General features: G+C 59.2%; 15 protein-coding genes and 1 pseudogene. 12 read left to right on the top strand and 4 right to left on the bottom strand.

The genetic code is table 11. The features are described from left to right. Window positions 1-229 (top strand): hypothetical protein (locus NKJ26_RS31975; RefSeq protein ID WP_352699743.1); only part of this gene is annotated, 229 nt, incomplete at its 5' end. Between the two features lie 975 nt (window positions 230-1204). Here NKJ26_RS31975 and NKJ26_RS31970 read toward each other — a convergent pair. After that, window positions 1205-1510 (bottom strand): hypothetical protein, encoded by a 306-nt coding sequence (locus NKJ26_RS31970; RefSeq protein WP_352699741.1) that lies wholly within the window; start codon window positions 1508-1510, stop codon window positions 1205-1207. A 200-nt stretch (window positions 1511-1710) separates the two neighbouring features. Here NKJ26_RS31970 and NKJ26_RS31965 point away from each other — a divergent pair, with 200 nt between their 5' ends. From NKJ26_RS31965 to NKJ26_RS31955, 3 genes are all read left to right on the top strand, one after another. Next, a complete protein-coding gene (locus tag NKJ26_RS31965; protein ID WP_352699739.1) occupies window positions 1711-2025 on the top strand; it encodes a hypothetical protein in 315 nt (104 codons plus the stop codon). Window positions 2026-3127: 1102 nt separating this feature from the next. Further along, window positions 3128-3646 (top strand): SDR family oxidoreductase, encoded by a 519-nt coding sequence (locus NKJ26_RS31960; protein ID WP_352699737.1) that lies wholly within the window; start codon window positions 3128-3130, stop codon window positions 3644-3646. Continuing rightward, window positions 3643-4371, top strand: coding sequence for an SDR family NAD(P)-dependent oxidoreductase (locus NKJ26_RS31955; protein ID WP_352699735.1), 729 nt, complete (start codon window positions 3643-3645; stop codon window positions 4369-4371). The genes NKJ26_RS31960 and NKJ26_RS31955 overlap by 4 nt, the downstream gene beginning before the upstream one ends. Window positions 4372-4889: 518 nt before the next feature. Here NKJ26_RS31955 and NKJ26_RS31950 read toward each other — a convergent pair. Beyond that, window positions 4890-6224, bottom strand: coding sequence for an ISNCY family transposase (locus NKJ26_RS31950; protein ID WP_352699733.1), 1335 nt, complete (start codon window positions 6222-6224; stop codon window positions 4890-4892). Between the two features lie 138 nt (window positions 6225-6362). Next, on the bottom strand, window positions 6363-6683 hold the full coding sequence (locus NKJ26_RS31945; RefSeq protein ID WP_352699731.1) for a transposase: 321 nt from the start codon (window positions 6681-6683) through the stop codon (window positions 6363-6365). Window positions 6684-6697: 14 nt separating this feature from the next. Here NKJ26_RS31945 and NKJ26_RS31940 point away from each other — a divergent pair, with 14 nt between their 5' ends. After that, the gene (locus NKJ26_RS31940; protein WP_352699747.1) at window positions 6698-6892 is read left to right on the top strand and encodes a hypothetical protein; all 195 of its coding nucleotides are present in this window, start codon (window positions 6698-6700) and stop codon (window positions 6890-6892) included. A 232-nt stretch (window positions 6893-7124) separates the two neighbouring features. Here NKJ26_RS31940 and NKJ26_RS33710 read toward each other — a convergent pair. Then, window positions 7125-7265 (bottom strand): annotated as a pseudogene (locus NKJ26_RS33710) (transposase); the annotation flags it as partial. Between the two features lie 527 nt (window positions 7266-7792). Here NKJ26_RS33710 and gabT point away from each other — a divergent pair. The 7 genes from gabT to NKJ26_RS31900 all read left to right on the top strand — a co-directional run. After that, entirely contained in the window at window positions 7793-9118 is a 1326-nt protein-coding gene (gene gabT, locus NKJ26_RS31930; RefSeq protein ID WP_352699729.1) for a 4-aminobutyrate--2-oxoglutarate transaminase, read from the top strand. Window positions 9119-10172: 1054 nt separating this feature from the next. After that, complete coding sequence (locus NKJ26_RS31925; protein WP_352699727.1) at window positions 10173-11507, top strand: NAD(P)/FAD-dependent oxidoreductase; 1335 nt, start codon at window positions 10173-10175, stop codon at window positions 11505-11507. Between the two features lie 16 nt (window positions 11508-11523). After that, complete coding sequence (locus NKJ26_RS31920) at window positions 11524-12405, top strand: dihydrodipicolinate synthase family protein (protein ID WP_352699725.1); 882 nt, start codon at window positions 11524-11526, stop codon at window positions 12403-12405. A 25-nt stretch (window positions 12406-12430) separates the two neighbouring features. After that, entirely contained in the window at window positions 12431-13042 is a 612-nt protein-coding gene (locus NKJ26_RS31915; RefSeq protein WP_352699723.1) for a short chain dehydrogenase, read from the top strand. Between the two features lie 39 nt (window positions 13043-13081). Further along, complete coding sequence (locus NKJ26_RS31910) at window positions 13082-14578, top strand: aldehyde dehydrogenase family protein (RefSeq protein ID WP_352699721.1); 1497 nt, start codon at window positions 13082-13084, stop codon at window positions 14576-14578. Further along, window positions 14575-14781, top strand: a complete 207-nt coding sequence (locus tag NKJ26_RS31905; RefSeq protein ID WP_352699745.1) for a hypothetical protein — start codon at window positions 14575-14577, stop codon at window positions 14779-14781. The genes NKJ26_RS31910 and NKJ26_RS31905 overlap by 4 nt, the downstream gene beginning before the upstream one ends. Beyond that, window positions 14778-15009: NAD(P)/FAD-dependent oxidoreductase (locus NKJ26_RS31900; protein ID WP_164762706.1), on the top strand; the 232-nt coding region annotated here is incomplete at its 3' end. The genes NKJ26_RS31905 and NKJ26_RS31900, both read left to right, overlap by 4 nt.

Below are 15009 nucleotides of genomic sequence, written 5' to 3'. Positions count from 1 at the left end.
TCGGCTTCACAGCTACTATGCCGGTGTCAGACTTCTCTGGATCGTGCATCAACGGCTACGGCTCCTCGCCTTCCCGTTGCGGACCATCCACCCCGTCTTGGGACGGATGGCCAATCCAGAGATCTCCCGGTTCCCGTACAAGGAGCTTCCGCACATGCCAGGGTCTCAGACCACGCCGGATCGTCCAAGCGCTCGCGAAATCGCGCCCGTCCGTTTCGCCTTCCGCTAGGTTAACGGCGTCGGCATCCGGAATCAGAACCCTTTCGTGGCTCGATGGCTGGCCTATACGCTCCCCTGCCGACGCTTCGCCGACATCCTCGCGGATGCCTGCGCACGGCTCGGGGCCGATGTGGTTCGCTACTCCTTCATCGCAGTGGACTTTCACCACCTACTCCTTGCCGGTCTCCCGGCGCACTAACCCGAGTTCCTAGCCCTGGCGGGTCGCGGTGGGCGCTTGAGCTTCTGAGCACCTTGGGCTACGCTGCCCGTCTCTCGAAAGCGTTCGATCGATGGGATTACCATGCTTGTGCCGACATCATAGCGCGCGGCAGTTGTCGGCGTGAAAGCCCGTCCTCAACCGAAGCAACAATCCGGCAAAGAAGACCGTTCGAATATGGCTTGCGCACCATGCCGCCCTCCCCTTCCCCGCCACAGCCACTGGTCTTCGGACCTCGGTCGTAAGCCATTGAAAGAAGCCGTAGCGACAGTGGGCGCTATCGCCGGGATCGAGCACGCGCGTCTGTGAGGCCTTTGTTTGCGGCGCTTGGTGCCGATGGTCAGTGGCGCGGATCGGGTCCAAATCTCGAAAGCGAGTTCGGCGGCTTGAGATGTTTTCCAATCCAGATCTGTTCGATCGTTTTTGCTCATGCAATCATCATCTTCTCGCACGCCGATCCGATTTTGCGTATTCTTGGAGCGTCATCTCGCTCTTGTGTAACCCGCGGGCGTCAGCGCTCGCCAGAGCTAGCTAGCAGGTCGGCGTTGCGCAGCCCAGCGAGTGCGGATCGGTTGATGGTGTGATCAGCGGCGGTTTTGGAGCGTCAGGATTCTTTTCCGGTCTCGATGATCTCGCAGTTGTGGTGAGATGCTCGAGGAGTTCGGTCGTCATCTTGGCATTACTAAGACCGCCTAGCCGTATCGAGGTTATCCTACATCGACCAGGCCGCGCAGCACGCCAGCCAAGTCTTATGTTTGTTTCCGTTCGTCACCACTCCGGTAGAGCCTGGAGATCGCGCGCTCCGGGCTGCGAAACCGCGACCAGCTTCGCTCTGCGCGCTCTACCGGCGTGCTCCAACAGCGATCGGCGAGTGCCGCGCAATGTCCCAGACGAACCCGGCAAGCTCCCGCGCGACCGCGGCCGCAAGCTTGACCGTCTGCTTTCCAGACGCGGCGCGGGCGGGAAGCGATAATGCCATGCCGATTCGATCAGCATCGTCCGGGCTGCCGCGTTACCAGTTCGGGTGCTCTCTCCGCGCTTGATCCTCTTGCCGCTGCAATGCTCGCCCGGCACCAGGCCAAGCCATGCAGCAGCTGTTTGGGGATGTGTCGAACCGATGCAGATCGTCTGATCTCCGCAACGAGGGTGACGGCCGCCGTCAACTTTATTCCTCGGAAGGCCTGAGGCGCATTGCACCAAGGGGACAGTACCCAACCTGAGACGGCGTCCTTCAAACGTCGTCTAGCCGGTTGCAGCGGTCCATCAGATCGTGGATGCGCGCCTGTATTCCTGTATTCCTCGAAGACGAATTGCTGGAGGCAAAGGCAAACTTTTGTTCCGGCAGTCAGCCCGATGAGCTTTGCCCCAGATGGGTTTCCCGTGAACCGTCGACTGTGCCGCAAAAGGATCGACTTGACCGCAGAAAGATCGTCTTCCGCCTGCCGTCTGGCGCGGACGACATCCCGAACAGCTTCATGCGCTCCAACCGGAACCCACTCCGCGACAAGCTCGCCGGCGCAGCAGGCTGCCATTGTCTGCGCATCCCGCCGATCGGTCTTCGCCAGACCTCCCGTCCGTCGCGGCATTGACGGAGGTGAGATCACCAAGCAGTCCACACCGATCTTTGCGAGGAACGATAAATGATGAACCCGCATGCCCCGATTCGTAGCAGGCGCGAAGCTCCGCGCCATTTTTTGCCCGATCTTCTTTACCGTCGCATGTAATGCTTCCGGCCGATTGGCAATCGTGCCGAAAGAGCGAACCTACCTATCCAAGCCATCATCTGCAATCGCCTTGGCAATAGCGTCCTGAACGTCGAGGCTAATGAATTTCTTTCCTACCGACATGAGAGCTTCCTTTCTGCTGCTCATTCAGTGAGCACATTCAGAAAGCCCGGTCTCGGCGCAAGTGGTCAATTGAGGGCGCGCTCGCAGGCGACTTCGTCACCGCCGATTTAGACCATGTTATGGGATACCACCCCAGGTACCGACACCAACTGTCGGTTTTGTTGCGTGGGTGACACCGTGAGTTCGGCTCGGCTGGTGAAGCATTCTCATTTAAGTCTTTGAATAGTAACCAATGATCTTTTTTTGACGTTCTTCTGCTCAGTTGGCACGACTTTTGAACCTTTCTTGTAGCGGGGCAGCAGGAGCTGCCCGCGGTGGCAGCAAGCGCCCCGCGTATTTGCCGCACCTGGCCACAGGAGCCTAAATGGACGAGAGAATGCCTTCCGCGGCAAATTGCGAAACTCAGGCGCGCGACGCGAAGGTGCGGGAGAATGCATCGCGTAGTGCGCTCAACTGGTTGGTACGCTGCCTGTCCGCCGAGAGTCTTCGTGAACACGATGGATCATCGTGGTCGTGCAATTGGCTCACCAAGCCTGGCCCCCTGTTTGGGTGTCACGCCGGGTCCTGCATTTTGCCGACCTGCGTCCTGAACCCGCCAGACATCGTAAGATCGGGTCCCATCGAAGTGCTGGACGATACCGGCACCCGGCACCGAATCGATGATCCCTCCGGTCTCATGAGGCGGGTTGCGGGGCCCCTGGCGATTTCGCCTGCATCGGACAGACTGCAGAATCTTTTGCGCGACGCCTTTGAACCTGAGCTAGATCGTACTGGCGGAGGGCGGAGGCTCGGGCACCTAACAGAGAAAGCGGGCTTCAGGCAAATGCTCGCACGACGATTCAAATTGAAACTGCGGACCTTGAGTGGCCGCGCCAGACCGGCGTTGTACGAAGTTGCGTATGGCCGTCGTATCAGGCCCACCCAGCAGTCCTGTCTGATTGAGAAACTTGTCCTTAGTATCGCGTATGCCACGCGACAGGTGGTCGGCTACAAGGTGTCGGAATCTTCCGCGACAGAAACGCAACTATCCGTCTTACGGTCGCACTGGGCAAGGCCGACTTCACCGCCCAAGACAGCGCTCGCGTCGCTAACGCATTGGATGGGCCGCGACCGCGCGGGACAAGGTGACCGGGTCAAGGCGGTGTGCCGCAAGGAATTCGACACGCCAATGCTGCGCACCGGCTTCGCCATACGCGGACTGGACTCGAATGCGGCGATGGCTGACCGGGACGACTCGGTGCCGCTTGGTCGAGTCGCCCTGCCGGAAGACATCGCTGATGCTGTCGTGTCCTTGGCGTCCGATGCTGCGCGTTGCATGTGCGGCGCGCTAGTCGAGGTGAACGGCGGAAAGGCTGTAGCGTGACCCGCTTCGCCGGGAAGGTCGCCCTGGTAACCGGCGCCAGCAGTGGCATTGGGGCGGCAATCGCCGACAGGCTTGCCAGTGAGGGAGCCAGGGTTTTTGCGGTTCAGCTTGAAGAGGCTGGCCGTATAGAAACGATGGTCGCGGACCTTTGCGACCCCGACATTCCGGCCGCGATCATTGACGATGTCGTTCAAAAGGCCGGCCGGCTCGATATCCTCGTCAACAACGCTGGGCGCATGGTTGAAGCGAAGGTAAATGAGACGGGGCTGGGCGAGTGGCGACGCACGATGGCCCTCAATCTTGATGCTCCGTTCCTGCTGATCCGTCGCGCCATGCCTCATCTTTGCAGAAGCCGCGGCGCCATCGTCAATATCGGCTCGATAGAGGGATTGGCGTCCAACCCCGGACACGCGGCCTATTGTGCCTCGAAGGCGGGGTTGCATGGCCTGACGCGTGCCGTGGCGGTTGATGGCGGGCCAGACGGGGTGCGTTGCAACGGCGTGGCTCCTGGCTGGATCGATACGGATCTCAACGTTAATTTCGTCGCTGCGTTGCCCGAGCAGGCGCGGGGGCGGCTGGGTGCCATTCATCCATTAGGTCGGACTGGCCGTGTTGAGGAAGTCGCGGCTATGGTCGCATGGATTGCCTCCGACGAGGCTTCATTCGTCACTGGCCAGATCTTCGTCGTGGACGGTGGCCGCACTGCCAAGCTAAGTCTTCCATGAAGGCCTGTCATCTTCGGAAAGAACTCTGAGCGGCGGCGTCGAACGCCATCCTCTCGCGTCTGAGCAGAAGCGCCCGGCTTTTGAGGACAGTCTCGCCCGCAAATGGCGGATCATTGGCCAAATCGGCGGTTGCGCCAACACTTTAGCAATTGAGCAATTGCGACACCGACATTGTCGTTGTGCCGCGGCGGTAGACACGTCGGACGCACTTCAAGCTTCTCAGTCAAGAGCCACGGAAGTCAGGTGAGCCGCTCGATCCCGGTGGCGCAATGGCGCGTATCTCTATCCGCCGCGATCTCGCAACGAGTTCATCCTATACTAGTCTAGTGCGCATCCATAAACGCTGTTTTTGCGAGTGTTCTGAGCCAGTTTGGCGGCCCAATTCATGCTGTTCTTGCGGCGCGTTATGGCGCGAGACGTTGAGATCGCGACCGAGATTGTTTGCAACGGTCATGCGGGCATAAGGTATCGGCCGCGCTTGCCGGCATGCCATTGAGGGCGACCCGATGAGTGGGGGGTCAGTTGGGTGTGAGGCGGGCGAAGAGGGCGAGGTTGTAAGCGACCACCGAGGACCAGACGTAAGCCTTGAAGCGGGTGAGCCCACGCCAGGTGCAGCAGGCCAGACCGTAGGCGCGTTTCAGGCAGGAGATGTCGGCCTCGATGCCGGCGCGGAAGTTCCTCAGCTTGCGGTAGACCCAGCGGCTCTTGACCATGTCTTCTATTTTGAGGCCCGCCTTCTTGTGGAAGGCCATGTCGCGCACGCCCCAGGCCTTGGCCTGGCTCAGATTGGCACGGCTGGCAAAGCCGCCATCGGCGGCCGCCTGCCGCGGCGCTTGGCCATAAAAAGCGATGTGGCGCTCCAGCATTGGCAGCAGACGCTCGCTGTCGGCCGGGTTGCCGGCCTCGATGACGAGATCCAGGATCAGGCCGCTTCTGCCGGTGGTCAGATTGAGCTTGTGGCCGTAATCGACATCGCGACGGCCCTTGACGATGATGTCGGCATGCGGCTCGAAGAGGCTTACCAGCTTCTCGCCGGCGGGCACCGCCTCGCCGCCCAGGACCCGCCGCTCGGACTGGGCGATGATCTGCTCGATCAGCGGCCGGTAGTGGCAGACGGTGGCCTGCCAGAGTTCGCCGGCCGGGTCCGTCGCCAGGGGCAACTGCGCCGCCGCCTGGTCCAGATAGGCCAGGGTTTTGTGGGTGATCCTGAGCAGCTCGCGATAGGACTTGACCCGTTGGAGACGGCTGCGGGCATACTCGATCGTACGGGCCCGCTTCTTCGCCGCGCGGCAGTGATCATGCCATGGGGTGGCGCTGCCCAAGGCATCGGCCGCGTAGAGCAGCCGCACCATCACCCGCACGGCGTCCCATAACAGGCTGTTGTCGCTTGGCGTGTGGATGAATGCTGCGGTGACGGTGCTGTCGACACGTACGACCTTGCCGTTTTCCAACCTGTCCCGCCGGGCGCTCGTCAACAGCCTCCGATTGATCTCTTCCCAGGTTTGCGCCCGGATCGCGCAGATCGTCTTGTGCAACACCGATTTCTTCGGGCTCCATCCCCACGGCAGCCGGGCAAAGGCTCGGAACGAGGCGGAGTCTTCGAGATGGAAGGCCAGCTCCTGATAGCTCAACTGGCGATGCTGCTTGAGTAGCGCGCAGCGAAGCACGGCCTCCGTCGGCAGGCCCGCGCGACCGGTTTCCCTGACCCCATGCCGGCGCAGGTCCCGCGTCACCAGCCCGAGCAGATCGCGATGTTCGTCCAGCCACTGCGATATGGCTTTCAGCTCACGGCCGATCTCGTGTTCGGCGAAAAGATCGAATACACTGGATTGGACGGTGCGTTCTTGGCGCATTGTCGGCTCCGGCGGTTGCGGGTTTCCCTTTAGAATCAGTGGTATGATCTAAAGTGTACCTGAAACCGTCGGGCCTCTCCTGCGGAAATTTGGTGATTCCTCCAGTAATTTCAGCAGCTTACCGTTTATGGACGGGCACTAGTCTAGGAGACCTGATATCAGCGCCGACGCGGTCGGCGAGGTCTTCTGGCACTCTCGTATGAGCGTCAGAGGTGTTTTTGCCGCTATCCAGCCATAGCGATGACGATGACCTTCAAACTGCGTTTCATTATTGTAGGCGATGGCGGTGAGGCGAATTTGAACGCCTGCCTTTGCAAGCCCTCGCCATCGCATCCGGCAAAGGCCGTAGCTTCGCTTCCAGGTTCCGAAAATCTTCTCGATCCGGCCCCGAATGCGGTGGATTGGTTGGTTCCAGACCTCAAGGCGTGCCAGTGTGTCGGCTTCATCCCGTCCCCACATGCCGGTGGCGACATGTGTGGCGTTCCACCCTTGGCACGCACCGCGTCACCGACATGGCTGCCGCGATAGCCGCTATCGGCAAACACCTCGCTGGGGTTGTCGGGTACAGCATCGGGACCGGCCTTGCCGTCGTTGATGTTGGCGGGCGTAATGGCGATCTCCTCGACCAGGGCTGTATCGGCATCGGCACATGGGCCTTGAAGCCATGAACCGCTGGTAGGCCCTTATGCTTGACCCAATGCCCTCTTCGTCATCCTCACTGGCCGAGGCAATAATCGTCGCATCGACAAGCCTACCGGTCTTCACCTGAATCTCTTTGGCCTTGAACTGGCGGGTGATCTCGTCGAACAGCGTCTTGTCCAGGCCATGGGCCACAAGGGCCTTTCGAAAACGCACGAAAGCCGTTCGCTCAGGTATCGGTTCTTGAACCGAAAACCCGCAGAACCGTCGGAACGATCCTCTATCGTCCAGCGCCTCGGCAAGCTTGACGTCGGACAAGTCGTACCAGATCGACAGCAGCATCGCCTTGAACAAAGCCTCTGGCGGCCAGGCAGGCTCGACCTTCGCAGAGCAGGAAACCACACAAAGGGCCCGATCGATCGGCACCCAGTCAATCGGTCTGGCAAGCGCATCCAAAGACGAATGCTGGCCGCCATCAACAGCAAAACCAAACTTTGCTGATCAATGCCGACGTGACATCGCATCCCTCAATCCATTGTATTGATTGAAAGAATCACAGATCAATAAACCTGTCTAGATATACCAGAGCACACGTCTCAACTAGAGGTTCCACGTTTTGACGGAAACATATCCGATGATTTCGAAGTAGTTTCTGGCGAGCGGCGCATCTTTGTTTGGCTTCCGACATTCTTGTCCAACTTCGGACAGAAGAAGGTTTGCAGATTGTTCTGGCGACGCCCCACCCCAGCAAAAGCAGTGTGATTGCAAGGCCTTAAGGAAAATGGCGCGATGCTTGCTTCAGGCTCGCTAGACGCGAAGAAAGTGCGGACAAGTAATCTTGCATGCCCCCATGGGGCCGGCCGCGGCTCTTGTCGAAGCAGAATGTATTTATTACAGTTACCTCATGGTAACAACAGAAGGTTAGTTGAATGCTATCTATTGTTCTAGACGAGCGCCGGAAGGCTGCTGTTTCCGCTGGGGCCTCCTGGTCCTTCCCGATATATGTGGACCGGGCTCGAAATGCTGAGCTTTGGGATGTCGAGGGACGGCGATACATTGATTTCGTGGGCGGGATGGGCGCCTTGGCAGTCGGACATTCGCATCCTGACGTTGTCGCTGCCGTACAGGCTCAGGTTAATAGGTTCAGTCACACTTTCTTTGGGACAGCTCCTTATGAAAGCTATATCGCCCTTGCGGAGCGTTTGAACAAGCTATCCAACGTTGGCGGACCGGCCAAGACCTTGCTCCTTACTACGGGAGCTGAAGCGGTCGAGAACGCTGTCAAAATTTCCCGTGCGTATACTAAGCGCCGCGGAATCATTGTGTTTGGCGGCGCATTTCATGGTCGCACGCTGTTGACGATGGCGATGACGGGTAAGGTCGACCCTTACAAACAGTCGTTTGGGCCTTTTCCTGGCAGCATCTATCGCGTGCCATACCCGGATCTCTATCGGGGTGTCAGCGTCGAGCACTGCCTTACGTCATTGGACACGATATTCGAAACCGACATTGAGCCAAGCGCCGTCGCGGCGATCGTCATCGAGCCGCTTATAGGCGAAGGCGGCTACATCCCCGCACCAGTTGAGTTCATGGTAGGCGTCCGACGCCTCTGCGACCGGCATGGCATTGTCCTCGTGGCCGACGAGGTCCAGTGCGGCATGGGGAGAACCGGCCGTCTCTTTGCAATAGAACACACTGGCGTCCAACCTGATTTGATTCTGATGGCCAAGAGCCTGGCAGCTGGCCTCCCGATTGCGGCAGTCGTCGGCAAAGCCGAGATCATGGATTCCGTGGGCGTCGGCGGCCTGGGCGGAACGTACGCGGGTAACCCGTTGGCATGTGCAGCAGCATTGGCCGTTCTGGATGTCATCGACAAGGAAAACCTGCTCAACCGGGCCCAGGAGGTCGGCGAGCGCCTTAAGGCTGGCCTGCAGCGGATTCAGAAGAAGACAAACCGTTCAGTAATTGGTGACATCCGTGGGCTGGGCGCAATGATCGGTGTAGAACTGGTAGAAGATGAAGAGACACGCAAGCCTGCGGGATCCCTTACCGCCAAAGTAATCAAGGAAGCAGCTAATCGGGGTTTGTTGCTAGCATCAGCCGGCCGGCACTTCAACGTGATACGCTTCCTTGTTCCATTGACGCTATCGGACGCACTCATCGACGAGTCTTTGAATATCCTCGAAGTTTCTATCGAGGCTGCCATCGATAGTGACCTTGATCCCGGAAAGGCAGCGGACGCTCAGGCTCGGTGACATTTATTGCGGGCGCCGGAGAGGCGGACCATTTTTCTAGGTGAGATAAAATCACGGTACCATAACACGGGGGTATCAAGCGGGTTGTTATGCGAGGACAACATGACCCCTTCAATTTTGGAGATGCATTCCGCCAAGTGCTGTTGATCGGCGCTAGCAATTGTCCTGAGAATTTACAAAAGGTTTCGCCAGCCTTAAACCCAGTTTATATCTCGGTCGCTCATGGCCAAGCTGCGAGGCATAGGCCACGTAGGGGCAATTAGGGTCACGGGCGGAGTTTCTTTGGACTGGCCGAGGAACAACCGGCGCCAAAATCTTGCACCTGTTCTGGTTGGCATCATCGCCGGCTAACAGAAAGAAGGCCGCCAGCCGATTGCGAAAAGCATCAAACGAATGCATCAACTGATTGGCCGATGAGATCTTCGAGGGCGTGTGGAGCGGGGCACGATAAAGGTATACGGCTGAGCAGACGAAAAAAGATGATGACGTCGCCACAAAATCCCGAGACACCAAAATGTCGATCTCACGATCGGCATCCCAATCGGTAGCCACATTTGGATGCCCTTCCTTCCTGGAAAATGATGGAGTTCGGGCGCGAGCCAAATGGGCCGCTAATTTAGAGATGTCGGATGCACTTGGTTCCGCGATCGGAGATGGACTCAAGCCTGCCAGATGGCGGAAGCTGGTGCTCACCTCGCTATAGAGCTGGCTGCCAGGCTCGGTCCGTTACACTCCTCGATTATCTCGGGCAAAGAGTGCGGTCCTGTACTGCTTTTCAAACATTTGATCGAATGGGAGACGCTCGGCTTCGTCACGTTAAGCTCGCTACTGCACTCTTGAACCTCAGGTGCGGGCCGCCGCTTCGAGGACAAAAAGCAACTGACTTGTGGTGATCTGTCACGAAGCTTCGACATGAAGAAGGTCTATATCAGACGCGATCTTTTCCGTCTACGAGACCCGCGGCACATGGTCTATTCCGGGAGGGAAACAACGCCAGAGCGAGCCGTGGGCGACTACCTCGCCAGCGTCGCCTTCACCTCGCGAGGTTCAAACCATGACACAAGAGCGGATTGTCGTGCAGCCGCCACACCCCGAGCCGACAGTCTCCGGCTGGTACGCTACGGCAAGACCGGAGCTGGCGTTGGTGCCGCAAGAAGGTGACGTTGCCTGTGACTGCCTGGTGATTGGCGGCGGCTGGATGGGGTTGCATGCGGCTCGTCGATATGCCGAACTCAATCCCCAGTCCTCTGTGACCCTGGTGGATGCTGGCCGCATTGGTGACAATGCATCGGGACGCTGCATGGGGTTCGTCATCGACCTTGCGCACAATCCCAGAAAGCGCGATTTCGTCGAAGACATCAAGGGGAACAAGGAAGAGCTGTTCGTTAACCTGGAGGGGATCGCCTACATCCGAAGCGCGGTCGAAGAGCATGGGGTGGAGTGCGACTGGGACCCACAGGGAAAATACCACAGCGCGGCCACGTCTCACGGTGTGGAGGACCTGCATCGCTTTTCGGAGGCGCTCGATAAGCTTGGCCAGAACTACAGCTGGGTTGAGACCCCCGAAATCCAGGCGATCACCGGCAGCAAGCACTACATCAAAGCTTTGCACCACCCCGGCACCATCCTGGTCCAGCCGGCGAAGTATCTCAAGAACGCTGTAAAAAGCCTGCCCGCGAACGTTACCGTCCATGAAAACACTCCCATCGTGGCGGTGCAGTTCGGCGCGCCGAAACATATCTGCGAGACGCCCGGCGGAACAATCAGGGCTTCGAAGGTTATCATCTGCGCGTCAGGCTATCTGACGAAGTTTGGATTCTTCGACAATCGCGCCATACCGCTCTACACTTTTGCGAGCATGACTCGACGGCTCACGGAGAGCGAGCTTTCCCAAGTAGGCAACAAACAAGCCTATGGGTTAATTCCGGCCAACAGTTTTGGGACCACGGTACGACGTACGATCGACAACCGTCTTTTCCTTAGAAATGTTTATTCGTACGCAATGAATTTCAAGACCACGGAACAAGACGTCCTGAGGGCGCGAACCCAGCAGCAAGTAGCATTCGACCGTAGATGGCCTGGGCTCTCTTCAATGGGCTTCGAGGCCAGCTGGGGTGGTCTACTCACGCTCGCGCAAAATGGCGGAATGGTCTTCGGCGAGTTAGCGGAAAACGTCTACGGTGCCGCCTTTTGCAATGGAACCGGCGTCGCTCGAGGTGCCGCCTTTGGCAAGGCCGTCGCCGAACTGGCCACGGGGCAATCTTCGGCTGTCATCGAGATCCTGAAGACGCGGCCTACTCCGAGCAGGACATACCCGAAACTTGTCACATCAATGGGCGTTCGGTTTGTCACGGCACTCCGTTTCAAGCAAGCGGGCGCTGAAGTCTAGCAATAAGAGGAATGTAATGGCGGACCTGAAGGGCATCAATCTGGCAATGCAGACCCCGTTCGACGCAAGCGGGGCTATCGATTACGGCCTCTTCGAGGAGTTGGTCGAGAAATACGTATCGGCGGGAGTTCACGGCTTAGTTCTTGGGGCCGGCACAGGCCAGCACCCTTACCTGACTGAATCCGAATGCAACCGGCTCTACGAGCTAGGGACGATGCGCATCGCTGGACGTTGCAACGTTATCTGCCAGACATCGGCCCTCAATGTGGACGAAGTCATCCGGCGTTCAAGGCAAGCTGAATCGGTCGGCGCGGACGCGCTGATGGTTTTGCCACCGTATCTGGAAGGCCCGTCCGATGAAGATGGAATCTTCAACTTCTACAAGGAAATCGACGCGGCGGTCGGCGTGGACATTGTCGGATACAACATCCCGCAGGCTACCGGCATCTCCGTGTCGCCACGGCTTTTTGACCGACTAAGCGGTCTTAGTAATTTCAATTACATCAAGGACAGTGCTGGCGACTTCACCGTGCATCAGGAGTACCTGCAGACGAAAGGCGCCGTGCTAAATGGCTGCGATACAACGACCCTGTATGCCCTGATGGCAGGCGCGCGCGGCGTTATCTGGGGCGCAGCAAACTATATGCCTGGTGAGGCTGTCGAACTGTACAACCTCGTGACGGCCAAGGATTACGAGCGGGCGCTGGCACTTTGGCAGCGCATGCTGCCCTCGTTGCTTTTCATTTGGCGAGCACCTTATACGCCGTCTGTTCTCAGAGCCGCGCAACTGCGCGGCCTCGGAACCGGCAACATCCGCAAGCCACTGGCAAAACTCTCAGCGGAGCAGGAGATGGCGCTGCGGGCCGCACTTGCTCCGCTGTTTAAGGTCGCCTCTTAAGCGTCGCTATATTTTAGAGGCCTCTATGCGAATTATCCTGGTTGGTTCGACGGGGGTTATCGGGTCGGCTGTGGCGGCCGAACTTGGCAAACACGATATTGTAACGGTCGGACGAACAAGCGGCTCGTTCAATGTCGACATCGCCGAACCGGACTCTATCGATAACCTGTTCGACAAGGTTGGTGCATTTGACGCGTTGGTCTGCACAGCAGGTGCGGTGCACTACGCTCCCCTGGACCAATTCACCAATGAACAGTTCGAGATCGGGATACGTAGTAAGCTGATGGGGCAGGTTAATCTCGTCGTGAAGGGCCTCCAGCGCATCAGAGACAATGGGTCATTTACCTTGACTTCCGGCCTGACCAACGAAGATCCGATCCGGCAGGGAAGCTCGGCCGCGCTGGTCAATGGCGCCCTCGACGGCTTCGTACGGAGTGCGGCGATCGAGCTTGGGCGGGGGTTGCGGATCAATCTGGTCAGTCCGACTCTCGTACAGGAATCGGTTCACCTCTACGGCGACTTCTTTCCTGGCACAGTCTCGATGCCGGTGCGAGAGGTAGCACTCGGCTACGTCAAGAGCGTCGAGGGCGGCCAAACGGGCCGGGTCTATCGCATGGGCTGGGTCAGAGACGTCTAGTCTCTCCAGCGCCGGCGTCGCACTAACGGACGGACAGGGATGCGTAGCCAACTCTATATCGACGGGAAGTGGAACTCGCCGGTAAACGGCGGCACCTTCGATGTGATCGACCCCGCGACGGAAGAGGTTATCCATAGGGCTCCGGCCGGGACATCGGAGGACATCGAGGCGGCCGTGAAAGCCGCACGCCGCGGCTTCGACCTCGGTCGCTGGCCGAAGCTATCGGATACCGAACGTGCAGGATATCTCTGCAAGATAGCGGCCGGTATCCGGGAAAGGCAGAGGGAACTCGCCCAGCTGGAAGTCATCGACAATGGAAAGCCCTTCCCAGCAGCGGACCGGGACATAGGCGATGCTGTCGGCTGCTTCGAATTCTATGCCGACCTGACCGATCGGCTCTATAACAGCCTGGAGGAGAAGATCGCGCTTCCGGATACCCGCTTTACCTCAAAGGTGGTGCGCGAGCCACTCGGAGTCGCGGGTGCGATCATTCCTTGGAACTATCCGCTGCTGATGGCCGCCTGGAAGGCCGCACCCGCGCTGGCTGTCGGATGCGCCATGGTGCTTGAGCCTTCGGAGCTGACACCACTCACCGCGTTGGAGTTGGGCGCGACCGTCGACGACGCCGGTTTGCCGCGAGGCGTGCTCAACATCGTCACCGGCCTAGGCCCGCAGGCGGGCCAGGCACTGATAGACCATCCTGGCATCGACAAGCTCGCCTTCACCGGCTCAGTTTCGACCGGTTCGAAAGTGATGGCGGCGGCAGCTCGCGACATCAAGCGGGTCAGCCTCGAGCTCGGCGGCAAGTCACCGTCCGTGATATTCGACGACGCCGATATCGAGCAGGCCGTCGAATGGATCATGTTCGGCATCTTCTGGAACCAGGGCCAGGTCTGCTCGGCCACTTCGCGCGTACTGGCGCAGGATGGCGTATACGAGCGGCTGCTAACGCGCCTGATCGACGAGACCAGGAAGATCCCGATCGGCAATGGTCTGGACGACGGCGTTTTGCTCGGCCCACTCGTTTCGGAAGAGCAACACCGGAAGGTGCTGTCAGCGGTCGGGGCTGCCAGGGTCGCCGGCGCGACCATCGCCTCCGGTGGAGGACGACCGGCGACGCTTGAAAGAGGCTTCTTTGTCGAACAGACGATCCTCATCGACGTGCCGCTCGCAAGCGATGCTTGGCGGGAGGAAATCTTTGGGCCGGTAGTCGGTGTGCGTCCATTCTCGACCGAAGCCGAGGCGATCGAATTGGCCAACGACAGCCGGTTCGGCCTCACGGCGGCTGTAATGTCGAATGACGATGCACGGGCCGAGCGCGTCGCGGCCGCATTCCGGGCCGGCATCGTCTGGATCAACTGTTCTCAGCCGACATTCACCGAGGCCCCGTGGGGTGGCTACAAGCAGTCCGGTGTCGGCCGCGAGCTCGGCCGATGGGGCCTCGAAAACTACCTCGAAATCAAGCAGATCACACGCTTCACTTCCGAACGTCGTTCGTGGGGATGGTACATCAAACCGGAGGAAGTTGCCCGATGAATGAGCAGCGAGCCACTCTCGAAATTCCCTCTCAAGTCGCATCGTCGTTGCAGGCCAAACGTGACCGTGACGCAGGGCGCAACTTCAGTCGCATCGCCGCGGGCCACATCCGCATCAGCCTCTGCCAGCCCGAGCCGATTCTTCAAGAAGCAGCGCTCCGGCTGCGCCGCTTTGCCTCCAGCTACCGTCGCGAGGCCGCATGACCGCCAAGGCAGTTCCCGCCAAAGCAAGGGCCGTCATCATCGGCGGCGGCGTCTCCGGCTGTTCGGTCGCCTATCACCTTGCCAAGCTCGGCTGGACCGACATCGTGCTGCTCGAACGCAAGCAGCTGACGTCGGGCACGACATGGCATGCCGCCGGCCTGATCGGCCAATTGCGCGGCTCGCAGAACATGACGCGGCTGGCGAAATATTCGGCCGACCTTTACGTCA

This window comes from Mesorhizobium sp. M0152 (genome assembly GCF_040322415.1).
Taxonomy (GTDB): domain Bacteria; phylum Pseudomonadota; class Alphaproteobacteria; order Rhizobiales; family Rhizobiaceae; genus Mesorhizobium.
Note: the sequence above shows the minus strand (reverse complement) of the source record. Positions and strands in the feature narration are given on the sequence as shown.